General features: G+C 71.1%; 19 protein-coding genes. 15 read left to right on the top strand and 4 right to left on the bottom strand.

All coding sequences use genetic code 11. The annotated features are described in order from the left end of the window. The first annotated feature begins 29 nt into the window (after positions 1-29). The 5 genes from J3P36_RS02360 (at position 30) to uvrB (ending at position 6,803) form a co-directional block, all read left to right on the top strand. On the top strand, positions 30-482 hold the full coding sequence (locus J3P36_RS02360) for a PTS sugar transporter subunit IIA (RefSeq protein WP_210505656.1): 453 nt from the start codon (positions 30-32) through the stop codon (positions 480-482). 11 nt (positions 483-493) lie between these two features. Further along, on the top strand, positions 494-2,158 hold the full coding sequence (locus J3P36_RS02355) for a DUF885 domain-containing protein (protein ID WP_210505655.1): 1,665 nt from the start codon (positions 494-496) through the stop codon (positions 2,156-2,158). Positions 2,159-2,410: 252 nt separating this feature from the next. Further along, on the top strand, positions 2,411-3,898 hold the full coding sequence (gene rpsA, locus J3P36_RS02350) for a 30S ribosomal protein S1 (protein ID WP_210505654.1): 1,488 nt from the start codon (positions 2,411-2,413) through the stop codon (positions 3,896-3,898). A 114-nt stretch (positions 3,899-4,012) separates the two neighbouring features. Then, positions 4,013-4,609 (top strand): dephospho-CoA kinase, encoded by a 597-nt coding sequence (gene coaE / locus J3P36_RS02345; protein ID WP_210505653.1) that lies wholly within the window; start codon positions 4,013-4,015, stop codon positions 4,607-4,609. 127 nt (positions 4,610-4,736) lie between these two features. Next, positions 4,737-6,803 carry an excinuclease ABC subunit UvrB gene (gene uvrB / locus J3P36_RS02340; protein ID WP_210505652.1) on the top strand — a complete coding sequence of 689 codons (2,067 nt, stop codon included), beginning with the start codon at positions 4,737-4,739 and terminating at the stop codon, positions 6,801-6,803. A 93-nt stretch (positions 6,804-6,896) separates the two neighbouring features. Here the strand turns inward: uvrB and J3P36_RS02335 are convergent, their stop codons facing one another. The 4 genes from J3P36_RS02335 to J3P36_RS02320 form a co-directional block, all read right to left on the bottom strand. Then, positions 6,897-7,625: a hypothetical protein gene (locus J3P36_RS02335; protein WP_246854117.1), complete on the bottom strand. Its 729-nt coding sequence runs from the start codon at positions 7,623-7,625 to the stop codon at positions 6,897-6,899. Then, entirely contained in the window at positions 7,622-8,524 is a 903-nt protein-coding gene (locus J3P36_RS02330) for an ABC transporter ATP-binding protein (RefSeq protein ID WP_210505651.1), read from the bottom strand. Before J3P36_RS02330 ends, J3P36_RS02335 begins: the two co-directional genes overlap by 4 nt. Next, positions 8,521-8,880 (bottom strand): GntR family transcriptional regulator, encoded by a 360-nt coding sequence (locus tag J3P36_RS02325; protein WP_210505650.1) that lies wholly within the window; start codon positions 8,878-8,880, stop codon positions 8,521-8,523. Before J3P36_RS02325 ends, J3P36_RS02330 begins: the two co-directional genes overlap by 4 nt. 101 nt (positions 8,881-8,981) lie before the next feature. Beyond that, positions 8,982-10,097: a hypothetical protein gene (locus J3P36_RS02320; protein ID WP_210505649.1), complete on the bottom strand. Its 1,116-nt coding sequence runs from the start codon at positions 10,095-10,097 to the stop codon at positions 8,982-8,984. Between the two features lie 182 nt (positions 10,098-10,279). On the opposite strand from J3P36_RS02320, the gene uvrA reads away from it, so the two are divergent. From uvrA to secG, 10 genes are all read left to right on the top strand, one after another. Continuing rightward, positions 10,280-13,165, top strand: a complete 2,886-nt coding sequence (gene uvrA, locus J3P36_RS02315; protein WP_210505648.1) for an excinuclease ABC subunit UvrA — start codon at positions 10,280-10,282, stop codon at positions 13,163-13,165. A gap of 8 nt (positions 13,166-13,173) precedes the next feature. Then, positions 13,174-15,096 carry an excinuclease ABC subunit UvrC gene (gene uvrC / locus J3P36_RS02310; RefSeq protein ID WP_210505647.1) on the top strand — a complete coding sequence of 641 codons (1,923 nt, stop codon included), beginning with the start codon at positions 13,174-13,176 and terminating at the stop codon, positions 15,094-15,096. A gap of 90 nt (positions 15,097-15,186) precedes the next feature. Then, positions 15,187-16,104, top strand: coding sequence for an RNase adapter RapZ (rapZ, locus tag J3P36_RS02305; protein ID WP_210505646.1), 918 nt, complete (start codon positions 15,187-15,189; stop codon positions 16,102-16,104). Positions 16,105-16,165: 61 nt separating this feature from the next. After that, complete coding sequence (gene whiA / locus J3P36_RS02300) at positions 16,166-17,143, top strand: DNA-binding protein WhiA (RefSeq protein ID WP_210505645.1); 978 nt, start codon at positions 16,166-16,168, stop codon at positions 17,141-17,143. 302 nt (positions 17,144-17,445) lie between these two features. Continuing rightward, a complete protein-coding gene (locus J3P36_RS02295) occupies positions 17,446-18,072 on the top strand; it encodes a superoxide dismutase (RefSeq protein ID WP_210505644.1) in 627 nt (208 codons plus the stop codon). Positions 18,073-18,245: 173 nt separating this feature from the next. Further along, on the top strand, positions 18,246-19,247 hold the full coding sequence (gene gap / locus J3P36_RS02290; protein ID WP_210505643.1) for a type I glyceraldehyde-3-phosphate dehydrogenase: 1,002 nt from the start codon (positions 18,246-18,248) through the stop codon (positions 19,245-19,247). 11 nt (positions 19,248-19,258) lie between these two features. After that, the gene (gene pgk, locus J3P36_RS02285) at positions 19,259-20,464 is read left to right on the top strand and encodes a phosphoglycerate kinase (RefSeq protein WP_210505642.1); all 1,206 of its coding nucleotides are present in this window, start codon (positions 19,259-19,261) and stop codon (positions 20,462-20,464) included. Further along, positions 20,452-21,246 (top strand): triose-phosphate isomerase, encoded by a 795-nt coding sequence (gene tpiA, locus J3P36_RS02280; RefSeq protein WP_210505641.1) that lies wholly within the window; start codon positions 20,452-20,454, stop codon positions 21,244-21,246. The genes pgk and tpiA overlap by 13 nt, the downstream gene beginning before the upstream one ends. Positions 21,247-21,516: 270 nt before the next feature. Next, the gene (locus J3P36_RS16505) at positions 21,517-23,424 is read left to right on the top strand and encodes a serine/threonine-protein kinase (RefSeq protein WP_210505640.1); all 1,908 of its coding nucleotides are present in this window, start codon (positions 21,517-21,519) and stop codon (positions 23,422-23,424) included. Between the two features lie 126 nt (positions 23,425-23,550). Then, positions 23,551-23,802 (top strand): preprotein translocase subunit SecG, encoded by a 252-nt coding sequence (secG, locus tag J3P36_RS02270; protein ID WP_210505639.1) that lies wholly within the window; start codon positions 23,551-23,553, stop codon positions 23,800-23,802. Positions 23,803-23,827 lie beyond the last annotated feature (25 nt).

Raw genomic sequence — 23,827 nt, 5'->3', positions numbered from 1 at the left:
CGGGGCGGCGCATCGAGAAGGAGGACCCGATGGCGGGCGCGACGCGGCAGCCTCTCGCGGAGCTGCTGGGCGAGTCGGCGGTCCGGCTCGACTGCACGGCGGAGGACCGGTTCGACGCGGTGCGCCAGTGCGGCGCCGCGCTCGTCGCCTCCGGCGCGGTGACGGAGGCGTACGTCGACTCGATGCTCGAGCGCGAGCACACCGTCTCGACGTTCATCGGCGAGGGCGTCGCCATCCCGCACGGCACGCTCGCGGGCAAGGACGCGGTGCACCGCAGCGCGATGGTCGTGCTCGGCTTCCCGGACGGTGTCGACTGGGACGGCTCCCGGGTCGATGTCTGCATCGGGATCGCCGCCCCCGCGGGCGGGCACGTCGCCCTCGTCGCCCGCCTCGCGGAGATCCTGCTCGACCCCGAGCAGGCGGCCCGGCTGCGCGCCGCCCGGCAGCCCGCCGAGATCCGGGTCCTGTTCGGCGGGGAATAGGCTCGATCCTCGTGACCGACGAGCGCACGAGCACCGAGATCGACCGCATCGCCGACGGCTGGGTGGACACCCTCGTCGAGCTGTGCCCGGAGTGGGCCGTCTGGCTCGGCCGGCCCGGCAACGAGGGCGGCTACAGCGACTACTCACCGGAGGGCCGCGACCGCGTCGTCGCCGCCGGCCGGCAGGTCGCCGACCGGCTGCGCGCCGCGGTCCCCGCGGACGCCGTCGACGAGGTGACGCGCACCGACCTGCTCCGCGAGCTCGACCTCGCCGCGGAGAAGCACGAGGCGCGCCTGTTCCTCCGCGACCTCAACGTGATCGCGTCGCCGGCCCAGGAGATCCGCGAGGTCTTCGACCTCATGCCGACCGGCACCGATGCCTCGTGGGAGCACATCGCCAAGCGCCTCGGCAACGTGCCCGAGGCGATCCGCGGCTATACCGCGTCGCTGCGCCGCGGCATCGACGAGGGCGTCGTCCCGGCGCTCCGCCAGGTGCGCGAGGTCATCGGCGAGGCGCGAGGGCACGCGGCCTCGGACGGATTCTTCTTCACCCTGACCGGGGGAGCGGAGGCGGGCGGCGTGCCCGTCGCGGACGCGCTGCGGCGCGACCTGGAGGCCGGCGCGACCGCCGCCGCCGCCGCGTACGGCGAGCTCGCCGACTTCCTCGAGACCGAGCTCGCCCCGCGCGCGCCGGAGCGGGACGCGGTGGGCCGCGAGCTGTACGCGCTCGCCTCCCGCGACTTCCTCGGCGCCACCATCGACCTCGACGAGACGTACGAGTGGGGGCTCGAGGAGCTCGCCCGCATGGTGCGCGAGCAGGAGCAGATCGCCGAGCAGATCCTCCCCGGCGCCACGGTCGCCGAGGCGGTGGCCCACCTCAAGCAGGACCCGAGCCGCAAGCTGCACGGCACCGACGCGCTGCAGCGCTGGATGCAGGACCTCAGCGACCGGGCCGTCGAGGAGCTCGGCCGCACCCACTTCGACATCCCCGCCGAGGTGCGTGCGCTCGAGTGCCGCATCGCGCCCACCCAGACGGGCGGCATCTACTACACGGGCCCGTCCGACGACTTCGCGCGCCCCGGCCGCATGTGGTGGTCGGTGCCGGAGGGAGTCACGGAGTTCGACACCTGGCTCGAGACGACCACCGTGTACCACGAGGGCGTGCCGGGGCATCACCTGCAGATCGCCCTCGCGACCTACAACAAGGCGCAGCTGAACTCGTGGCGCCGCATCGCCGGCACCTCCGGCCACGCCGAGGGCTGGGCCCTCTACGCGGAGCGGCTGATGGACGAGCTCGGCTACCTCGACGACCCGGCCGACCGGATGGGGATGCTCGACGGCCAGCGGATGCGCGCGGCGCGCGTCGTCCTCGACCTCGGGGTGCACCTCGAGAAGCCGCACCCGGATGGCGGCACGTGGGACGCCGAGAAGGCGCTCGCCTTCATGCGCGCCAACTACAACGCGGACGACGCCACCATCCGGTTCGAGGTGAACCGCTACCTCGGCTGGCCCGGCCAGGCGCCCGCCTACAAGGTGGGGCAGCGGATCTGGGAGCAGCTGCGCGACGAGGTGGCGCGGCGAGAGGGTGCGGAGTTCGACATCAAGCGCTTCCACCGCCGCGCGCTCGACCTCGGCGGCATAGGCCTCGACACGCTCCGCTCCGCCGTCCTCGGCTGAGCCGGCGCGTCGGAGGGGCGCCCCGGAATGCAGGGGAGCCCTCGCGCGTTCTTGTCACAGACGCCGCGCAGGCGCAACCCGCGGTGGAGTCGGACTCCCATCCGGGTTAGACTGCCACGTTGTCTGAACAGCACCGCGCCCGCATGGGCACGGATCGCCTCGGCACCAACCTGTCCGCTCGCCACGAGCGACGAAATCGACAACCCTCTCGCCCGTGGCCTGAACCATGTCCAATTCTGGAGCAACTACTACATGTCAACCACTACGACCGCCCCGGCCACCAAGCAGGTCGCGATCAACGACATCGGATCTGCTGAAGACTTCCTGGCCGCGGTCGAGAAGACCCTCAAGTTCTTCAACGATGGAGACCTGATCGAGGGCACTGTCGTCAAGATCGACCGCGACGAGGTCCTCCTCGACGTCGGCTACAAGACCGAGGGTGTCATCCCCTCCCGCGAGCTCTCCATCAAGCACGACGTCGACCCCAACGAGGTCGTCAACGTCGGCGACAGTGTCGAGGCCCTCGTTCTCCAGAAGGAGGACAAGGAAGGCCGCCTGATCCTGTCGAAGAAGCGCGCCCAGTACGAGCGCGCCTGGGGCGACGTCGAGAAGATCAAGGAGGCCGACGGTGTCGTCACCGGCACGGTCATCGAGGTCGTCAAGGGCGGCCTGATCGTCGACATCGGACTCCGCGGCTTCCTCCCGGCCTCGCTCATCGAGCTGCGCCGCGTCCGCGACCTCACCCCCTACCTGGGCCAGGAGCTCGAGGCGAAGATCCTCGAGCTCGACAAGAACCGCAACAACGTGGTCCTGTCCCGCCGCGCCCTGCTCGAGCAGACCCAGTCCGAGAGCCGCAGCACGTTCCTCGCGAACCTGCACCCGGGCCAGGTCCGCAAGGGTGTCATCTCGTCGATCGTCAACTTCGGTGCGTTCGTCGACCTCGGCGGCGTCGACGGTCTCGTCCACGTCTCCGAGCTCTCCTGGAAGCACATCGAGCACGCCAGCGAGGTCGTCGAGGTCGGCCAGGAGGTCACCGTCGAGGTGCTCTCCGTCGAGCTCGACCGCGAGCGCGTCTCCCTGTCGCTCAAGGCGACGCAGGAGGACCCGTGGCAGGTCTTCGCCCGGACCCACGCGATCGGCCAGATCGCCCCGGGCAAGGTCACGAAGCTCGTGCCGTTCGGTGCGTTCGTCCGCGTCGCGGACGGCATCGAGGGCCTCGTGCACATCTCCGAGCTCTCCAGCAAGCACGTCGAGCTGGCCGAGCAGGTCGTCTCCGTCGGTGACGAGGTCTTCGTGAAGATCATCGACATCGACCTCGAGCGTCGCCGCATCTCGCTGAGCCTCAAGCAGGCCAACGAGGGCATCGACCCGAGCAACCAGGAGTTCGACTCCGGCCTCGCCGCCCTCTACGGCATGGTCACCGAGTACGACGAGCAGGGCAACTACAAGTTCCCCGAAGGCTTCGACCCGGAGACCAACGAGTGGAAGGAAGGCTTCGAGGAGCAGCGCGCCAAGTGGGAGCAGGAGTACGCCGACGCTCAGGCCCGCTGGGAGCAGCACAAGGAGCAGATCGTCAAGAGCATCGCGGATGAGGCCGCCGGCATCACGTCGTCGAGCAGCTCCTCGTCCTCGTCCTCGTCCTCCTCGTCGTCGTTCTCGAGCGACTCGGGCTCGGCGGGCACCCTCGCCGACGACGCGTCCCTCGCGGCGCTGCGCGAGCGGCTCTCCAGCAACAGCTGAGGCATCGATCGCCTGATCACCGGAAGGCCGGACGCGGAAGCGTCCGGCCTTCCGTCGTTCCCGCCCCTCGTCAACACCCAGTCCGCTCCGGGAGGGGACGGGTACCGTGAAGGGGTGACCCTCCTCGGCCTCACCGGAGGCATCGCGTCCGGCAAGTCCACCGTCGCCGCCCGGCTCGCCGAGCACGGCGCCGTCGTCGTCGACGCCGACCTCCTCGCCCGCGAGGCGGTGCAGCCGGGTTCCCCGGGACTCGCGGCGATCGTCCGCGAGTTCGGCGACCAGGTGCTCGCCGCCGACGGGACGCTCGACCGGCCCAAGCTCGGCCGGATCGTCTTCCAGGACCCGAACGCTCTCGCGCGGCTCAACGCGATCGTGCACCCGGAGGTCGGCCGGCTCTCCCGGGAGCGCTTCGGGGAGGCGTTCGCCGCCGACCCGCACGCGGTCGTCGTCTACGACGTGCCGCTCCTCGCGGAGGCCCGGGTCGCCGACGAGTTCGACCGCGTCGTCGTCGTGCACGCGCCGGCGGACGAGCGCGTCCGCCGGATGGTCGAGCTGCGCGGGATGGACGAGGCCGAGGCCCGACGCCGGGTGGAGGCGCAGGCGAGCGACGAGGCGCGGCTCGCCATCGCCGACGAGGTCATCGACGCGAGCGGCACCCTCGAGCAGACCCGCGAGCAGGTCGACGGCCTCTGGCGACGCCTCACCCTCTGACCGCGGCGCGGGTGCTGCGGACGTCCGCGCCCCGCCGACCGTCGTGATCCCCCCGTAGGGGCTGCTGGAGCGTGCGCCGTCCGCGAACGGAGACACCGTGTCGGAGGGCGAACCTACACTCGAAGTCATGCAGCCCACCCGTGCCGTGCGCCCGTTCGAGGTCGTCAGCGAGTACCAGCCGAGCGGCGACCAGCCGACGGCGATCGCCGAGCTCGCGGGCCGCATCAACGCGGGCGAGACCGACGTCGTGCTGCTCGGCGCGACCGGCACCGGCAAGTCCGCGACCACGGCCTGGCTCGTCGAGGCGGTGCAGCGGCCCACGCTCGTGCTCGCGCACAACAAGACGCTCGCGGCCCAGCTCGCGAACGAGTTCCGCGAGCTGATGCCGAACAACGCGGTCGAGTACTTCGTCTCGTACTACGACTACTACCAGCCCGAGGCGTACGTCCCGCAGACGGACACCTTCATCGAGAAGGACTCGTCCATCAACTCGGAGGTCGAGCGCCTCCGCCACTCCACCACGAACTCGCTGCTCAGCCGGCGCGACGTGGTCGTCGTGTCGACGGTGTCGTGCATCTACGGCCTCGGCGCCGCCGAGGAGTACCTCGAGGCGATGGTGGCGCTGCAGGTGGGCGAGCGCATCACGCGCGACCGGCTCGTCCGCCGGTTCATCAACATGCAGTACGAGCGCAACGACTACGACTTCTCGCGCGGCCGCTTCCGCGTGCGCGGCGACACCATCGAGATCATCCCGGTCTACGAGGAGCACGCCATCCGCATCGAGATGTTCGGCGACGAGATCGAGGCGCTCTACGTCCTCCACCCGCTCACCGGTGAGGTGCTGAAGCAGGTGGACGCCATCTCGGTGTTCCCGGCCACGCACTACGCGGCGAGCCCCGACACCATGAAGCGGGCGATCGAGACAATCCGGGTCGAGCTCGCCGAGCGGCTGAAGGAGCTGGAGTCGCAGGGCAAGCTCCTCGAGGCGCAGCGCCTGCGCATGCGCACCACCTTCGACCTCGAGATGATGGAGCAGATCGGGTTCTGCTCGGGCATCGAGAACTACTCGCGGCACATCGACGGCCGCGCGCCCGGCGCCGCCCCGAACTGCCTCCTCGACTACTTCCCGGAGGACTTCCTCGTCGTCATCGACGAGTCGCATGTCACCGTCCCGCAGATCGGGGCGATGTACGAGGGCGACGCGTCCCGCAAGCGCACCCTCGTCGAGCACGGCTTCCGCCTGCCGAGCGCCATGGACAACCGCCCGCTGAAGTGGGAGGAGTTCAAGGCGCGCGTCGGCCAGACCGTGTACCTCTCCGCCACGCCCGGCCGCTACGAGCTCGGCATGTCCGACGGCGTGGTGGAGCAGATCATCCGCCCGACGGGCCTCGTCGATCCGCAGATCGTGGTGAAGCCGTCGAAGGGGCAGATCGACGACCTGCTCGAGGAGATCCGCGTCCGGGTGGAGCGTGACGAGCGCGTGCTCGTGACGACGCTCACCAAGAAGATGGCCGAGGAGCTCACCGACTTCCTCGGCGAGCACGGCGTCAAGGTGCGGTACCTGCACTCCGACGTCGACACGCTCCGCCGAGTCGAGCTGCTCACCGAGCTGCGCGCCGGCGTCTACGACGTGCTGGTCGGCATCAACCTCCTCCGTGAGGGCCTCGACCTGCCGGAGGTGTCGCTCGTCGCGATCCTCGACGCCGACAAGGAGGGCTTCCTCCGCTCGTCGACGTCGCTCATCCAGACCATCGGCCGCGCCGCCCGCAACGTCTCGGGCGAGGTGCACATGTACGCCGACAACATGACCGAGTCGATGGCGAACGCGATCGAGGAGACGACCCGCCGCCGCGAGCGGCAGATCGCCTACAACGCCGAGCACGGCATCGACCCGCAGCCGCTGCGCAAGCGCATCGCCGACATCACGGACGTGCTGATCCGCGAGGGCGCCGACACCAAGGAGCTGCTCGCCGGCCGCGGCTCCGGCAAGCGCTCGCCCACGCCGAACCTGCGCCGGGGCGGCATCGCCGCGGAAGGCGCCGGTCAGCTGGAGCAGATCATCGCCGACCTCAACGACCAGATGCTGCAGGCCGCGGCCGAGCTCAAGTTCGAGCTGGCGGCCCGTCTGCGCGACGAGCTGACGGAGCTGAAGGGCGAGCTGCGCCAGATGGAGAAGGCCGGCCACCTGGTCTGACCTCGACCCGACCGGCCGCCGACGCAGAAGTGCCCGTTCCGGTGCGGAGTGCCTCGCAGAGAGGGCACCTCGCGCCGGAACGGGCACTCGTGCTCACCGGACCGACGCACCCCGGAGGAAGAGCAGCGTCCCCGCCGAGGCCAGCGCGATGACGGCTACGGCGGCGACGGCCAGCCACCACACCCGGAACGCGGCCGCGATGTCCGGGAGCACCGGGGCGGCGAGCAGCAGCGCCAGAGCGAGCCCCACGCCGAGCGCGACGCCGAGGGTGGCCGCGCCCGGAGCCGCGAAGCGGATCCACGCCGCCCCGAACACCGAGCCGATCGACATCAGCGCGAGGGTGCCCAGGAACACGATCGGCACCAGGTAGCGGACGTCGCCCGCGCCGAGCGCGTACACGTCGACGAGGTGGATGCCGGCGAACCAGTGCCCGGTGAGCAGCTCGAGGCCGAGCAGTGCCACGAAGATCGCGGTGAAGTAGGCGGCGATCACCGCGTTCGACAGGAGGGTGCCCACCGTGAAGCTCCGGCGGGTGGTGCCGAGCGCGAGGCTGAACGGAAACGCGGTCGAGACCGCCATGACGCCGAGCGAGACCACGAAGCCGCTGAGCGCCCAGGCGACCGCCGGGTTGTTGCGGGCGCCGTCCGCGGCCGCCGCGTCCTCCATCGGCGTGCCGAGCCGCTGCAGGGCGAGCGAGATGATCGTCGTTACGACGAAGACGGCGGCCACGATCAGGAGCGGGGTGACGAACACCGCGCGGCGCTTGACGACGTGCATCCGGACGACGTCGACGGGAGAGGGGATGCGGGCGACGGCGCTCATGCGCGGGCTCCTTCGTTCTCGTTGGCGAGGTCGGCGCCGTAGGCGGCGACCAGCTCCTGCAGTCGGGCGGGGGCGAGGTCGAGTCCCGCGTCCCGCGCCTCCGCCTTCTCGGCGGGGGAGAGGGCGCCCTCGACGGTGAGTGAGAGCAGCCCGCCGACGCGGTGCTCGCGGAGCACCCGCCGGCCGTCGACGAAGCCCGTGACGGCCGCGGCGATCCCGCTGATGGTGAAGGCCGCGCCCGCGAGGTCCTCGGTCGAGTCCTCCCGGATCAGCCGGCCCTTGTCGACGATGACGACGCGCTCGAGGAGCGACTCCATCTCGTCGATGAGGTGGGTGGACAGCAGGACGGCCCGCGGGTGCTCGGCGTAGTCCTGCAGCAGGGCGTCGTAGAACATCGCCCGTGCGGTCGCATCGAGCCCCAGGTAGGGCTCGTCGAAGATCGTGATGGGCGCTCGGGAGGCAAGCCCCAGCACGATGCCGAGCGCGGAGAGCTGACCGCGCGAGTACTTCTTCACCACCGGCTTCGCGGGCAGGCGGAACCCGTCGACGAGCCGGGCGGCGAGCTCGGCGTCCCATCGCTCGTGGAACCGCGGCGCGACATCGAGCACGTGCCGCAGGTAGTAGTCCTCGGGGTAGCGCTGGTTGTCCCGCACGAAGCTCATCGAGGAGAGGATCCGGCCGTTCTCGAACGGCTGCTCGCCGAACACCCGCACCTCACCGGAGGTGGGCCGGTCCTGACCGGAGACGAGCGACATGATGGTCGTCTTGCCCGCGCCGTTGCGGCCGAGCAGCCCCGTCACCGAATTCTCGGGCACGGTGAAGCTGACGTCTTCCACGGCGTTCCGTCTGCCGAAGCGCCGGGTCGCCCCGATCACCTCGATGGCGGCGGGAGCGGTCATGAGTGGTCCTCCTGATCGATGAGTCGGTGGATGTCGGAAGCGGTGAGGCCGAGCTGGCGGGCTTCGCGCAGCAGCGGGATGACGTAGTCGTCGCGGAAGCGTTCGGTGCGCTCGCTCAGCAGTCGATCGCGGGCACCGGGTGAGACGAACATGCCCAGCCCCCGGCGCTTGTGCAGCACGCCCTGCTCGACGAGCACGTTGACGCCCTTGCCGACCGTGGCGGGATTGATCCGGTAGAAGCCGGCCAGCTCGTTGGTCGAGGGCACCTGGGCGTCCTCGGCGTAGCGACCCGCGACGATGCCGTCCGCCAGCAGGTCGGCGATCTGCTGGAAGAGAGGTCGTCCGTCGTCGAACATGCCCCGCCCTTCTTCATGGGTTCATTACTTGAGTAGTGAACCTAGCAACGCGGAGGTTCGCCCCGCAAGGGGCGGGCGCCGAGGGCACGCCCGAACCGGGGTCAGTCGCGGCAGCCGTCCGGGACCGGGGGAGGGTCCTCGGGAGCCGTGACGGTCTTCAGCTCCTGGAGAGCGCCCAGCTGTGCGGGCGCCGGCTCGGCCCTCCCGATGGCCTCCGACACCGAGCGGGTCGCGAACCGCAGAGCCTCGAGATCCGCCGCCTCCGCCTCGGCGAAGCGCCCGCCGGCGGCGCAGATCCGCGCGACTGCGTCGGCCTCGACCGAGGCGAGCTGGCGGGTGCGGGACACGATGAAGGCGGCGGCGCGGCGGAGCACCTCGCCGTGAACGGGGGAGACCGCGTCGGGGGCGGCGATGAGAACCGACATCCGGGCGCCGATCACGTGCTCCAGGACGATCCGCGACTCCGGAACCGCGGCAGCACCGGCCTGAGCGGGGAGGGAGTCCACCACGGCGCGGACGTCGCGATCTGCGAGAGCCCGCTCCAGGTCGGCCGGACCGAGCCGGACGGCCTCCGCACCGAGCGACTCTGCCGCGAGGGCGTGGTGCTCGGACGGCGGCATCTGCACGCGCATCCCGCGCCAGTCGGCGGGCGTGCGCAGTGGGGCGTCGGAGGCGATGGGCCGGAGCAGCATCCCGGGCTGGAGCGCGATGCCGATCACTCCGGCATCGGCGACCGCCGCGGCCATCCTGCCCGCGATCGGGCTCTGCAGCGCCGCCTGCTGGAGGGTGTAGCTGTCGATCAGGAACGGTGCGGAGAGCGGCGCCAGCGCCTCCGTCGCCGCGCCCGCGAAGGCGTGGGTGCCCACCCAGCCGAGGTCGTAGTCCCCGTCGGCGACGCGCTCGATCAGTCGGCGCTCGGCGTCCGCACCCTCCCCGCAGCACGAGCCCTCGAACTCCACCTGCAGGGTGCCCTCGGACAGGCCGTCCACTGTGCGCAGGAACCATCGCGCCGGCACATCGGTGCCCGGATCCGGGTCGACGTGCGCCATCCGGAGGGTGGTGGTTCCGGTCGGCACCGAGGGCCCGGGGCCGGAGTCGGTGCAGGCGCCGAGGGTGAGCGGGAGGAGGAGGGCGGCGACCGCCCGACGGAGGCGGCGACGGAGAGGAGCGGGTCGCGTCCGGCGCTTCTCCTCCGACCCCGATGCGTTCCCCGGCATGCCGCGCACGGTACGGGGGCGGACCGTCCGCCCGGCACGGCCGGAAGTCCCAATGCCGATCGCGGCGAGCCTCCGGAACGGGTTCCGGCGCCCGAACCCGTCGCCGCATTCCCGGCCGCGCCGGAGAACCGCCCACAGCGAAACGGGACCGAGTGTCGGAGGGTCCGACCTACACTTCTTTGGTGCCGATTTCTGCCGTCCCCGGACCCAAGCTGAGCGTACGCGGAGCCCGCGTCCACAACCTGCGGGACGTGGACCTGGAGATCCCGCGCGACTCGCTCGTCGTGTTCACGGGGCTGTCGGGTTCCGGCAAGTCGAGCCTCGCGTTCGACACCATCTTCGCCGAGGGTCAGCGCCGCTACGTGGAGTCCCTGTCGGCCTACGCCCGGCAGTTCCTCGGCCAGGTCGACCGGCCGGACGTCGACTTCATCGAGGGGCTGAGCCCGGCCGTCTCGATCGACCAGAAGTCCACGAACCGCAACCCGCGGTCGACGGTCGGCACGATCACCGAGATCTACGACTACATGCGCCTCCTCTGGGCGCGCATCGGCGTGCCGCACTGCCCGATCTGCGGCGAGCCGATCTCCCGGCAGAGTGTGCAGCAGATCGCGGACCAGCTGATGGAGTTGCCGGAGGGCACCCGCTACCAGGTGACGGCCCCCGTCGTGCAGCAGCGCAAGGGCGAGTTCGTCGACCTCTTCAAGGAGCTCGCCGCGAAGGGCTTCTCCCGCGCGATGGTGGACGGCTCCATGGTGCAGCTCTCCGCTCCGCCGACCCTCAAGAAGCAGATCAAGCACGACATCGCCGTCGTCGTCGACCGCCTCGTCGCCTCGCCCGACCTGCTCACGCGCCTGACCGACTCGCTCGAGACCGCGTTGCGCCTCACCGACGGACTCGTCCAGATCAACTTCGTGGACGAGGAGGGCGACGACGCCTGGCGGACCTACTCCGAGAAGCTGTCCTGCCCCAACAACCACCCGATCGCCCTGACCGAGATCGAGCCGCGCACCTTCTCGTTCAACGCGCCGTTCGGCGCCTGCCCGGAGTGCTCCGGCCTCGGCACCCGGATGTCGGTCGACGCCGACCTGCTGCTCGGCGACCCGGACCTCAGCATCCGGGAGGGCGTCATCCTCCCGTGGACGAGCCAGGGCAAGGGCCTCTACAACTACTACGAGCGGCTGCTCGTCGGCCTCGCCAAGGACCTGTCCTTCTCGCTCGACACCCCCTGGAAGAAGCTGCCGGAGGAGGCCCGCAACGCGGTGCTGCTCGGCAACAACTTCGAGGTGCGGGTCAAGTGGAAGAACCGCTTCGGCCGCGAGATGAGCTACACCCAGGGCTTTGAGGGCGTCATCCCGTACCTCGAGCGCAACTACGCGCAGGCCGAGTCGGACAACGCCCGGGCCCGCTGGGCGGAGTACCTGCGCGAGGTGCCGTGCGCCGTCTGCAAGGGCGCCCGCCTCAAGCCCGAGGTGCTCGCGGTGCAGGTCGACGGCCACAGCATCGCCGAGGTGTCGAACCTCAGCCTCGAGGACGCGAGCCGGTTCGTGAACGCGCTGACCCTCAACGAGCGCGACGTGAAGATCGCGGCGCAGGTGCTCCGCGAGATCCGGATGCGCCTCGACTTCCTGCTGCAGGTCGGCCTCAGCTACCTGTCCCTGTCCCGGTCGGCCGGCTCCCTCTCCGGGGGCGAGGCGCAGCGCATCCGGCTCGCGACCCAGATCGGGTCCGGTCTCACCGGCGTGCTCTACGTGCTCGACGAGCCGAGCATCGGCCTGCACCAGCGCGACAACCGACGGCTCATCGACACCCTCGTCAAGCTCAAGAACCTCGGCAACACCCTCATCGTCGTCGAGCACGACGAGGACACCATCCGGACCGCCGACTGGATCGTCGACATCGGACCCGGCGCGGGCGTGAACGGCGGACTCGTCGTGCACTCGGGCGACTACGACTCGCTCCTCGCCGACCGCGGCTCGGTCACGGGCGACTACCTCGCCGGCCGCCGGGCCATCGAGGTGCCGAAGAAGCGCCGGCCGATCGACAAGAAGCGCAAGATCACGGTCGTCGGCGCCCAGGCGAACAACCTGAAGGACGTGACGGTCGACTTCCCGCTCGGCGTCATGGTGGCCGTGACCGGCGTCAGCGGCTCCGGCAAGAGCACTCTGGTGAACGACATCCTGTACCGGATGCTCGCCAACCGGCTGAACGGCGCCCGCAAGGTGCCGGGCAAGCACACGCGCGTCTCCGGCATCGACAATCTCGACAAGGTCGTGCACGTCGACCAGGCGCCGATCGGCCGCACCCCGCGCTCGAACCCCGCCACCTACACCGGCGTGTTCGACCGCATCCGCACCCTCTTCAGCGAGACGGTCGAGGCGAAGTCGCGCGGCTACCAGCCGGGGCGGTTCAGCTTCAACGTCAAGGGCGGCCGCTGCGAGAACTGCCAGGGCGACGGCACCATCAAGATCGAGATGAACTTCCTGCCCGACGTCTACGTCGTGTGCGAGGTGTGCCACGGCGCGCGCTACAACCGCGACACGCTCGCCGTGCACTACAAGGGCAAGAACATCGCCGAGGTGCTCGACATGCCGATCGCCGAGGCGGCCGACTTCTTCGAGCCGATCTCCGCGATCCACCGCTACCTGAAGACCCTCGTCGACGTCGGTCTCGGCTACGTCCGGCTCGGGCAGAGCGCGACGACCCTCTCCGGCGGCGAGGCGCAGCGCGTGAAGCTCGCGACCGAGCTGCAGCGCCGGTCCAACGGCCGCACGGTCTACGTGCTCGACGAGCCGACGACGGGTCTGCACTTCGAGGACGTGCGCAAGCTGCTGCTCGTGCTCAACTCCCTGGTGGAGAAGGGCAACACGGTCATCACGATCGAGCACAACCTCGACGTCATCAAGTCGGCGGACTGGATCATCGACCTCGGTCCCGAGGGCGGCGCCGGCGGCGGCACCATCCTCGCCACGGGGACACCGGAGAAGATCGCGACGGTCGAGGCGAGCCACACCGGCCAGTTCCTCGCCGAGATCCTCCACCCGCAGCGCGCGCTCGAGCGCGCCTCCTGACGCCGGACGTGGCACAGGCGCTCAGCTACCGGCCGAAGGCCGGTGAGATCCCGACCGACCCCGGCGTGTACCGGTTCTCCGACGCGTCCGGTCGCGTGCTCTACGTGGGCAAGGCGAAGAACCTCCGCGCGCGGCTCAGCAACTACTTCGCGCCCCTGCACACGCTGCACGAGCGCACCCGCCGCATGGTCACCACCGCGACGGGCGTGCAGTGGACGACGGTGGCGAGCGACTTCCAGGCGCTCCAGCTCGAGTACACCTGGATCAAGGAGTTCAACCCGCCCTTCAACGTCAAGTTCCGCGACGACAAGACGTACCCGTACCTGGCGGTCACCCTCGGCGACGAGGCGCCCCGGGTGATGGTGACGCGCAACCGGAAGATCCCGGGCGCCCGCTACTTCGGCCCGTATCCGAAGATCTGGGCGGTCCGCGAGACCATCGACCAGATGATCCGGGCGTTCCCGATCCGCACCTGCTCGGACTCGAGCTACAAGCGCGCGATGGACAGCGGACGCCCCTGCTTCCCGGGCCAGATCGGCCGCTGCGGCGGGCCCTGCTCGATGAAGGTCACGATCGCGCAGCACCGGGCGATCGTCGACGAGTTCGTCGCCTTCATGGCGAACCCGGACCCGAAGATGATCTCCCGCCTGACCCGCGACATGAAGCAGGCGGCGGCCGACTTCGACTACGAGCGGGCCGCCGAGCTGCGCGACCGGATCAGCGCGCTCGAGAACGTGCTCGAGTCGAGCGCGGTCGTGCTGCCCGAGACGGTCGAGGCGGACGTGTTCGGCATCGAGCACGACGAGCTGGCGGCCGCCGTGCAGCAGTTCCGGGTCCGCGGCGGCCGCGTGCGCGGCGTCCGCTCCTGGGTGGTCGACAAGGAGCTCGACGTCAGCCTCGGCGAGCTCGTCGACTCCGTCCTGACGAGCGCGTACGACGGCGGCGAGCCGCCGCCGAAAGAGATCATCGTCCCGGAGCTGCCCGAGGACGCGGAGGCGCTCGAGCAGCTGCTGAGCGAGCTGAAGGAGCGGGGGAGCGTGAAGCTCCGCGCCGCGCAGCGCGGGGAGAAGGCGGCCCTGCTGCAGACGGCCACGCTCAACGCGAAGCAGGCGCTCAACCTCTACAAGACGCGGCGGAGCGCGGACTACGTCACGCGCAGCCGGGCGCTGACCGACCTCCAGGAGGCGCTCGAGCTCGACGAGGCCCCACTGCGGATGGAGTGCTTCGACGTGTCGCACCTCTCGGGCACCAACATCGTGGCGTCGATGGTGGTCTTCGAGGACGGGCTGCCCCGGAAGGACCAGTACCGCCGCTTCAACATCGCCGACTCCACCGACGACACCGAGTCGCTCTATCAGGTGCTGAGCCGGCGGCTCGGCTACCTGGCAGCCGCCGAGGCCGGTCCGGCGGCCGTCACCGCGCCCGACGGCGACGCGGAGGACGACGACGAGGACCTCAGCGAGGACCCGACGCCCGCGACCAAGCGCCCGGGCAAGTTCTCCTACCGCCCGAACCTGCTGATCGTCGACGGCGGGCAGCCGCAGGTCGAGGCCGCCGCCCGGGCGCTCCGCGACTCCGGGGTGGAGGGCATCGCCCTCGCCGGCATCGCGAAGCGGCTCGAGGAGGTGTGGCTCCCGGGCAGCGACTACCCGGTCATCCTGCCCCGCAACAGCGATGCGCTCTTCCTCGTGCAGCGCATCCGTGACGAGGCGCACCGATTCGCGATCACGCATCAGCGGGCGCGGCGCAAGAAGGACATCACCAGCGTGCTGACCGAGATCCCCGGGCTCGGCGCCGCCCGCGTGAAGGAGCTCCTCAAGCACTTCGGCTCCGTCGCACGGCTGAAGCAGGCGACGCCGGAGGAGATCCAGGAGGTGCGCGGCATCGGCCCCCAGCTCGCGGCCACCATCCACGAGCGCCTCCGCGCCTGACCGGCTCCTCCGCGCCCTTTCGCCTCCTCCGCGCCGCACGAGCCCGGCTCGGCGGGTAGCCTGGGAGCGAACACCGAGCGGAAGCAGCGGATGAGCGCGGAGAGCACAGCGGCGGACATGACCACCGCGTCCTCGGAGTCGGCGCGCGGCAGGCAGTCGGTCCTCATCGTGACGGGCATGTCCGGCGCGGGCCGCAGCACCGTCGGCAACGCGCTCGAGGACCTCGGCTGGTACGTCGTCGACAACCTGCCGCCCCAGATGCTCGTGCCGCTGCTCGACGTCGCCGAGCACGCGGGGGAGAGCCTGCCCCGCATCGCGGTCGTCGTCGACGTCCGTGGCGGCGCCCTCTTCTCCGAGCTGCGCGACCTCGTCCAGCAGCTGAAGGCCGGCACGCAGGTGAAGGTGCTGTTCCTCGAGGCGAATGACGCGGTCCTCGTGCGGCGCTTCGAGCAGGTGCGGCGCCCGCACCCCCTGCAGGGCGACGGGACGATCCTCGACGGCATCACCGAGGAGCGCGACCGCACCGCCGCCGTGCGCGAGCAGGCCGACATCGTCGTCGACACCTCCGAGCTCAACATCCACCAGCTGGCGACCGTCATCCGCGAGCTGTTCAGCGAGGCCGACGAGCCGGGCGTGCGCGTGACGCTCACGAGCTTCGGCTACAAGTACGGGCTGCCCGCGGACGCCGACATCGTCGCCGACGCCCGGTTCCTGCCGAACCCCTACTGGGTGCCGGAGCTGCGCGCCGGATCGGGGCTCGACGGCGACGTCAGCGGCTACGTGCTCAGCCAGGAGGGCGCCGAGGCGTTCATCGACGGCTACTCCGCCGCGCTCTTCCCGGTGCTCGCCGGCTACCGCCGCGAGAACAAGCGGCACGCGACCATCGCGGTCGGCTGCACCGGCGGCCGGCACCGCTCCGTGGCGATCGTCGAGGAGCTCGCGAAGCGGCTCCGCTCGCAGCCCGGCGTCAGCGTCAGCGTCAAGCACCGCGACCTCGGTCGGGAATGACCCGGAGCCCCCTCGGCGGGGAAGATGCGAGACTGGGGGACATGGGGAGAGGACGGGGCCTGTGGCGCTGACGGCCGATGTGAAGGACGAACTCGCCAAGGTCGAGGTGGGGAAGACGACGGTGCGGGCCGCCGAGCTCGCGACCATCCTGCGTTTCGCCGGAGGTCTGCACATGATCTCCGGGCGCATCGCGGTGGAGTCCGAGCTGGACTCCGCGCAGGTCGCGCGCCGCGTGCGCAAGGACCTCGCGGACCTCTACGGGGTCCGCGGCGACGTCGCCGTGATCTCCGCGTCCGGCGTCCGGCGCACCAACACCTACGTCGTCCGCGTCATCGAGGGCGGCGAGACGCTCGCCCGACAGACCGGGCTCCTCGACGCACGCCGGCGCCCCATCCGCGGCCTGCCCAACCGCCTCACGACCGGCTCCACCGAGGACCTGTCCGCCATCTGGCGCGGCGCGTTCCTCGCCCGCGGCACCCTCACCGACCCGGGCCGCTCCGCCGCGCTCGAGGTGACCTGTCCCGGCAACGAGACCGCGATGGCGCTCGTCGGCGCGGCCGGCCGGCTCCGCGTCCCCGCCAAGGCCCGTGAGGTGCGCGGCGTGCACCGCGTCGTCATCCGCGACGGCGAGGCCATCGGCGACATGCTCGAGGCGATGGGCGCCGCCGAGACGCGCCAGAACTGGGAGGACCTCCGCCAGCGCCGCGAGGTCCGCGCCACCGCCAACCGGCTCGTGAACTTCGACGACGCGAATCTGCGCCGCTCGGCGCAGGCCGCCGTCGCCGCATGCGCCCGCGTCGAGCGCGCGATGGAGCTGCTGGGGGACGACATCCCGGAGCACCTGCGCTACGCCGGCCAGCTGCGCCTCGCGCATCGCGACGCGAGCCTCGACGAGCTCGGCCACCACGCCGACCCGCCGATGACGAAGGACGCCGTCGCCGGCCGCATCCGCCGCCTCCTCGCCATGGCCGACAAGAAGGCCGTGGAGCTCGGGGTCCCGGGCACGGAGGCGAGCCTCCCGCCCGACCTGGACGACTGAGGGCCCGAGCCGACGCGTCAGCGTCGGCAGCGCCCGTCGGTTGAGGAGCCGGCCCATGCTTGGGCCGGCGTCTCGAAACCTCGCGAGGTGCCTGCGAACCCAGCCACGCGTGTTCAAAGGCGCACCCAGAGTGGTTTCGAGGCTCGCTGCGCTCGCACCTCAACCACCGGACGTCATCCGCACGTTCCTGGGAGCGGGCTCCTCGTTCGCTCACAGGGCCCCTCGCGCCTCAATAGACTGAGGACGACCCGGAGGACTCTCCGAGAGAGCCCTTCCGGGGCGACGAGAGGAGACGACTGGATATGGCCGAGTACACGCTTCCCGAGCTTCCGTACGACTACGGGGCACTGCAGCCGCACATCAGCGCGACGATCATGGAGCTGCACCACAGCAAGCACCACCAGACCTACGTGAACGGCGCGAACACCGCCCTCGCCCAGATGGCGGAGGCCCGGGACTCCGGCAACCTCGCGAACATCAACAAGCTCGAGAAGGACCTGTCCTTCAACCTGGGCGGTCACGTGAACCACTCCATCTTCTGGACCAACATGTCGCCCGACGGCGGCGACCGGCCCACCGGCGAGCTCGCCGCGGCGATCGACGACGGCTTCGGCTCCTTCGACAAGTTCCAGGCGCACTTCACGGCCGCCGCGGTGGGCGTGCAGGGCTCCGGCTGGGCGCTCCTCGCCTACGACACCATCGGCGGCAACATCGTCATCGAGCAGCTGTTCAACCAGCAGGACAACATCCCCGCCTTCAGCATCCCGCTGCTCATGCTCGACGTGTGGGAGCACGCCTACTACCTCGACTACAAGAACGTCCGCCCCGACTACGTGAAGGCGTGGTGGAACGTCGTCAACTGGGCGAACGTCCAGCAGCGCTTCGAGGCGGCTCGGGCAGGCGCGGGCGGACTGCTCACCCTGTCGTAGCACCAGCTCCCGGGATTCGGGGGCACGGGCCGCGCGGTCCGCGGCTCCCGTCCGGGGACTAGGCTCGGTGGACGGGCTCCCGCTTCGGGGGCCCGTCCCGAGACGCCTGCGGCGCACCGCCGCAGCCCCATCAACACGGCGTCCCAGTGGCGCCCCGTCGTCAGGAGATTTTCTTGGTACGTGTCGGCATCAACGGTTTCGGCCGCATCGGCCGCAATTACTTCCGCGCCGCCCTCGCCAAGGGGAGCGAGCTCGAGATCGTCGCGGTGAACGACCTCACCGACAACGCGGCGCTCGCCCACCTGCTGAAGTACGACTCGATCACCGGCCGTCTGGACGCGGACGTGACGCTCGAGGGCGACTCGATCGTCGTCGGCGGCAAGCCGATCAAGGTCCTCGAGCAGCGCGACCCCGCCGCCCTCGGCTGGGGCGACCTCGGCGTCGACATCGTCATCGAGTCCACCGGCCGCTTCACCAAGGCCGAGGACGCGCGCAAGCACATCGAGGCGGGCGCCAAGAAGGTCCTCATCTCCGCGCCGGCGACCGGCGAGGACGCGACCTTCGTGATGGGCGTCAACCACGAGACGTACGACCCGGCGACGCACAACATCATCTCGAACGCGTCCTGCACCACGAACTGCCTGGCGCCTCTCGCGAAGGTGTTCAACGACGAGTTCGGCATCGAGCGCGGCCTCATGACGACCGTCCACGCCTACACCGCGGACCAGAACCTGCAGGACGGACCCCACAAGGACCTCCGCCGCGCCCGCGCCGCCGCGATCAACATCGTCCCCACCTCGACCGGTGCCGCCAAGGCGATCGGCCTCGTGCTCCCCGAGCTGAAGGGCAAGCTCGACGGCTTCGCCCTCCGCGTCCCGGTGCCCACCGGCTCGGTCACCGACCTCACGGTCGAGGCGTCGAAGAGCGTGAGCGTCGACGACATCAAGGCCGCCTACCAGGAGGCCGCGAACGGCTACCTCAAGGGCATCCTCAAGTACACCGAGGATGAAATCGTCTCGTCGGACATCGTCACCGACCCGCACTCGTCGATCTTCGACTCCGGCCTGCTCCGCGTCCTGGGCAACCAGGTCAAGCTGTCGGCCTGGTACGACAACGAGTGGGGCTACTCCAACCGCCTCGTCGACCTCACCGAGTACGTCGCCGAGCGGCTCTGATCGACACCTCCATGGCGCTCCGCACCCTCGAATCGCTAGGGTCGCTCGCCGGCACTGCGGTCGTCGTCCGGTGTGACCTCAACGTCCCTCTGAAGGACGGGGTCATCACGGACGACGGCCGCATCCGCGCGTCCCTCACCACGCTGAACGCCCTGCTGGAGCAGGGCGCCCGCGTGACCGTCATCTCTCACCTCGGCAGGCCGGACGGCAAGCCGGAGGCGAAGTACAGCCTGCGGCCGGTCGCCGACCGGCTCAGCGAGCTGCTCGGCCGCCCCGTCCGGTTCGCCGACGGCGCTCCCGCCGACACGAGCCCCGACCTCGCCGACGGCGAGGTGCTCCTGCTCGAGAACCTGCGGTTCGACCCGCGGGAGACGAGCAAGGACGCGGGGGAGCGCGAGGAGTTCGCTCGCGAGCTCGCCCGCTTCGGCACCGCCTTCGTCTCCGACGGCTTCGGCGTCGTGCACCGCAAGCACACGAGCGTCTACGAGCTGGCCCAGGCGCTGCCGAGCGCCGCCGGCTCGCTCGTCGCGTCCGAGCTCGAGGTGCTCGACCGCCTCACCGAGAGCCCCGCGAAGCCCTACACCGTGGTGCTCGGCGGCTCGAAGGTCAGCGACAAGCTGGGCGTCATCGACCACCTGCTGCCGCGGGTGGACTCGCTGCTGATCGGCGGCGGCATGCTCTTCACCTTCCTCGCGGCTCAGGGCCACCCGGTGGGCAAGAGCCTGCTCGAGCAGGACCAGCTCGACACGGTGCGCGAGTACCTCCGCCGTGCGGAGGAGCTCGGGGTGAACCTGGTGCTGCCCACGGATGTCGAGGTCGCCGAGAGGTTCGCCGCCGACGCGGCGCACGAGACGGTCCGCATCGACCGCATCGAGCAGACCGGCTTCGGCGCGGACGGCATCGGCCTCGACATCGGCCCCGAGACGGCGGCGGAGTTCGCCGACATCGTGGCCTCCTCGAAGACGGTGTTCTGGAACGGCCCCATGGGCGTGTTCGAGTTCCCCGAGTTCGCCGCGGGCACCCGCACGGTCGCCGAGGCGCTCACGCGGGTCGACGGGCTCTCCGTCGTCGGCGGCGGCGACTCGGCCGCGGCCGTCCGCGCCCTCGGCTTCGAGGACGCCCAGTTCGGCCACATCTCGACGGGCGGCGGGGCGAGCCTCGAGTTCCTCGAGGGCAAGACGCTTCCCGGACTGGAGGTCCTCGGATGGCAGGCGTGACCGGTCGCGTTCCCCTGATCGCGGGGAACTGGAAGATGAACCTCGACCACCTCCAGGCGATCGCGTTCGTGCAGAAGCTGGCGTGGACGCTGAAGGACGCGGGGCACGACTACCGGGAGACCGAGGTCGCGATCTTCCCGCCCTTCACCGATCTGCGCTCCGTGCAGACGCTCATCTCGGCCGACAAGTACGAGATCGAGTTCGGCGGGCAGGACCTGTCGCAGCACGACTCGGGCGCGTACACGGGGGAGGTGTCCGGCGCGTTCCTCGCGGCCCTCGAGTCGAAGTACGTGCTGATCGGCCACTCCGAGCGCCGCTCCTACCACGCCGAGACCGACGAGGTCGTGGCGGCGAAGGTGCAGGCGGCCCTCCGGCACAAGCTCGTCCCGATCATCTGCGTCGGCGAGACCGCCGAGGACCTGGAGGCCTTCGGCCCGAGCGCCGTCCCGGTCAAGCAGCTGCGCGACGCGCTGGCCGGCGTGCCCGCCGACTCGGAGATCGTGGTGGCGTACGAGCCGGTCTGGGCCATCGGCTCCGGCCAGGCGGCGTCGCCCGAGCAGGCGGAGCAGGTCGCCGCCGCGCTGCGCGGCCTCCTCGGCGAGGTGCTCTCGCCCGAGACCGCGGCCGCGACCCGGATCCTCTACGGCGGCTCGGTCAAGGCCGCGAACATCGCGGGCTTCCTGCGGGAGCCGAACGTCGACGGCGCGCTCGTCGGCGGGGCGAGCCTCGACCTCAAGGAGTTCTCGAGCATCGTCCGCTTCCGCAAGCACGTCGGCGCCTAGCGCTCCGAACTCGGGGGCCGCCTCGGCAGGCGCCCCGCATCCTCAGCAGGAGGAACCGCCCAGGTTGCTCCTGCTGAGGTGTCTCTGCGCCTGCTGAAGGAGCAGGTCCCGCGGGCAGGAGCTCGAGGCATCCGTGGTCCTGCCGAAGGGACGCACGCGGACCCCGCGCCGCTGCCGCCTACCACGCCACGTGAGGCGGGTCGAGCCGTCGGAGGGGTGCCGCCGACGGTCGTAGGCTCGTTCCACCTCGACTGCGGAAAGGGGAGCTCGGTGACAGCCCCGCAGGCCCTCCTCGCCGGGCGCTACCGGCTCGTCCGGCTCATCGCGACCGGCGGCATGGGCGTGGTCTGGGAAGGGTGGGACGAGGTCCTCGAGCGGCCCGTCGCGGTGAAGCAGCTGCGCACCGAGCTCGGCGTCACCGAGGCCGAGGCGAAGGCCGCCCGGAAGCGCGCGATGCGCGAGGCCCGCATCACCGCCCGGCTGCACCACCCGCATGCGGTGCCCGTGTTCGACGCCGTCGAGCACGAGGGGCAGCCCTGCCTCATCATGCAGTATCTCCCGTCCACCCCGCTGTCGGCGGTCATCCGGGAGCGCGGGCCGCTCACCCCCGGCGACGCGGCGCGGATCGGCGCCGACGTGGCGTCGGCCCTCGCCGCCGCGCACCGGCTCGGCATCGTGCATCGCGACGTGAAGCCCGGCAACATCCTGCTCGACGAGCAGGGCAGCGCGCTGATCAGCGACTTCGGCATCTCGCACGCGACCGGCGACTCGACCGTCACCTCGACCGGACTGGTGCACGGCACCCCGGCCTACCTGGCCCCGGAGGTCGCCCGCGGCAGCCGGCCCGACTTCGCCTCCGACGTCTTCTCCCTCGGCTCCACCCTCTACGCCGCCGTCGAAGGCGCCCCGCCGTTCGGCATGGACACCAACTCGATCGCGCTGCTGCACCGCGTCGCCACCGGCAGCTTCGACCCGCCGACCCGCAGCGGCCCGCTCGCCCCGCTCGTCACGGCCATGCTCTCTCCCGAGCCCGCCGACCGGCCGACCATGCAGGACGCCGCTACGCACCTCGCCGAGCTCGCCGAGCAGGCCCGCCGCGAGCACGCCGCCACAGCGGTCCTGCCCGACGCCGTGGCGGCGGACGACGCGCCCGACGCCGGCGAGGAAGCCGCAGCCGAGCCGCCACCGGCGCCGCCCGCACAGAGCGCCGACGACGCGCCGTACCAGCGCCTCGGGGAACCCGTGACGGATGACGCGTCGGGCGAGGAGCACGACGGTCTCGCGGCCCTGGGGCTGAGCGGCCGAGCCGCCACCGAGCCGGAGCCCGAGCCCGTTTCCGAACCCGAGCCGGACAGTGATCCCGCTGATTCCGCCGCGCCTCCTGCACCGACCACCGCGGCGCCGAGGCGCCCGCTGCCTCCGGTCCCGCCGGAGCCCACCCGCACGCCCGCCGCCCCCGCCACCGCACGGCTTCCGGTGCAGGAGCCGGCACCCCGCCCCGCGGCCGCCGTCCCGACCGCCGCCGCAACGGCCACCGCCGCAACGGCCACCGCGGAGGAGAACCCCCGCCGGCGTCGCGGCGCGCTCATCGCGATCCTCGCCGTCGCCGCCGTCCTCGTGCTGGTCGTCGGCGGTCTGCTGCTGTCCCGGGTGATCCCCACCGGCGGAGACGGCGAGGCCGGGGGAGCGGGCGCGCCCTCCTCCGAGAGCCCATCGGCCGCGCCGAGCGAGCAGGCGACGGAGGAGCCGACGGAGGAGCCGACAGAGGAGCCGGGCGAGGAGCCCGCCGCCACCCCCTCGGCCGAACCGACCCCCTCCGCGCCGGCACCCACACCGACGCCTCCGCCTCCGACGCAGGAGGAGCGCCTGGTGCAGGCGGTCACCGGGTACTACGGGCTGATGCCGGGCAACCGGGACGCGGCGTGGCCGCTGATGACGGTCGACTACCAGGAGAACCACGCCGGCGGTCGCGGCGGGTACGAGGAGTTCTGGAGCGGGGTCAGCGCGGTGTCGGTGAGCGAGGTCACCGCGAGTCCGCCGGATGGCGCGCAGGCTGTCGTCACGTACACCTACACGAACGGCAGCGTGGTCGACGAGCTCACCGCCTACCGCTTCGTCGACGAGGGCGGAACCCTGAAGATCGCGGCCACGGACGTCCTCAGCAGCGCGAGCCGGTAGCCTGGAGGGTATCCCCGCCGCTCGACTCCGCGCCCGACCAGGTGCGGCGAACGGCGGTGCACACAAACCTGTGCTTATACTCAACATCGGTCCGGCGCTGCCGGGCCGCCAGACGAAAGGCAATGCGTGGAGATCCTCGCGGTCGTGCTCCAGGTGGTGCTCGGCATCACCAGCCTGCTGCTGACCATGCTGATCCTGCTGCACCGCGGACGCGGTGGCGGCCTCTCCGACATGTTCGGCGGCGGCGTCACCTCGAACCTCGGCGCCTCGGGCGTTGCGGAGCGCAACCTCAACCGCATCACCGTGGTGCTCGGACTCGTCTGGGTGGCCTGCATCGTTGTGCTGGGCCTCATCACCCGATTCGACGTCGGCGCCTGACGCCCCGTCGCACACCCCAGGGGGA

It is taken from the genome of Naasia sp. SYSU D00057, from assembly GCF_017916505.1.
Taxonomy (GTDB): domain Bacteria; phylum Actinomycetota; class Actinomycetes; order Actinomycetales; family Microbacteriaceae; genus Naasia.
The sequence above is the reverse complement of the archived record's forward strand: the minus strand, read 5'-3'. Positions and strand labels throughout refer to the sequence as shown.

Coding starts and splice junctions, on each gene's coding strand:
- J3P36_RS02325 (WP_210505650.1), bottom strand. CDS start 8,880: ATGTTCGACGACGGACGACCTCTCTTCCAGCAGATCGCCGACCTGCTG.
- J3P36_RS02330 (WP_210505651.1), bottom strand. CDS start 8,524: ATGACCGCTCCCGCCGCCATCGAGGTGATCGGGGCGACCCGGCGCTTC.
- rpsA (WP_210505654.1), top strand. CDS start 2,411: ATGTCAACCACTACGACCGCCCCGGCCACCAAGCAGGTCGCGATCAAC.
- pgk (WP_210505642.1), top strand. CDS start 19,259: ATGGCGCTCCGCACCCTCGAATCGCTAGGGTCGCTCGCCGGCACTGCG.
- J3P36_RS02320 (WP_210505649.1), bottom strand. CDS start 10,097: ATGCCGGGGAACGCATCGGGGTCGGAGGAGAAGCGCCGGACGCGACCC.
- J3P36_RS02360 (WP_210505656.1), top strand. CDS start 30: ATGGCGGGCGCGACGCGGCAGCCTCTCGCGGAGCTGCTGGGCGAGTCG.
- J3P36_RS02295 (WP_210505644.1), top strand. CDS start 17,446: ATGGCCGAGTACACGCTTCCCGAGCTTCCGTACGACTACGGGGCACTG.
- uvrB (WP_210505652.1), top strand. CDS start 4,737: ATGCAGCCCACCCGTGCCGTGCGCCCGTTCGAGGTCGTCAGCGAGTAC.
- tpiA (WP_210505641.1), top strand. CDS start 20,452: ATGGCAGGCGTGACCGGTCGCGTTCCCCTGATCGCGGGGAACTGGAAG.
- J3P36_RS02335 (WP_246854117.1), bottom strand. CDS start 7,625: ATGAGCGCCGTCGCCCGCATCCCCTCTCCCGTCGACGTCGTCCGGATG.
- rapZ (WP_210505646.1), top strand. CDS start 15,187: ATGAGCGCGGAGAGCACAGCGGCGGACATGACCACCGCGTCCTCGGAG.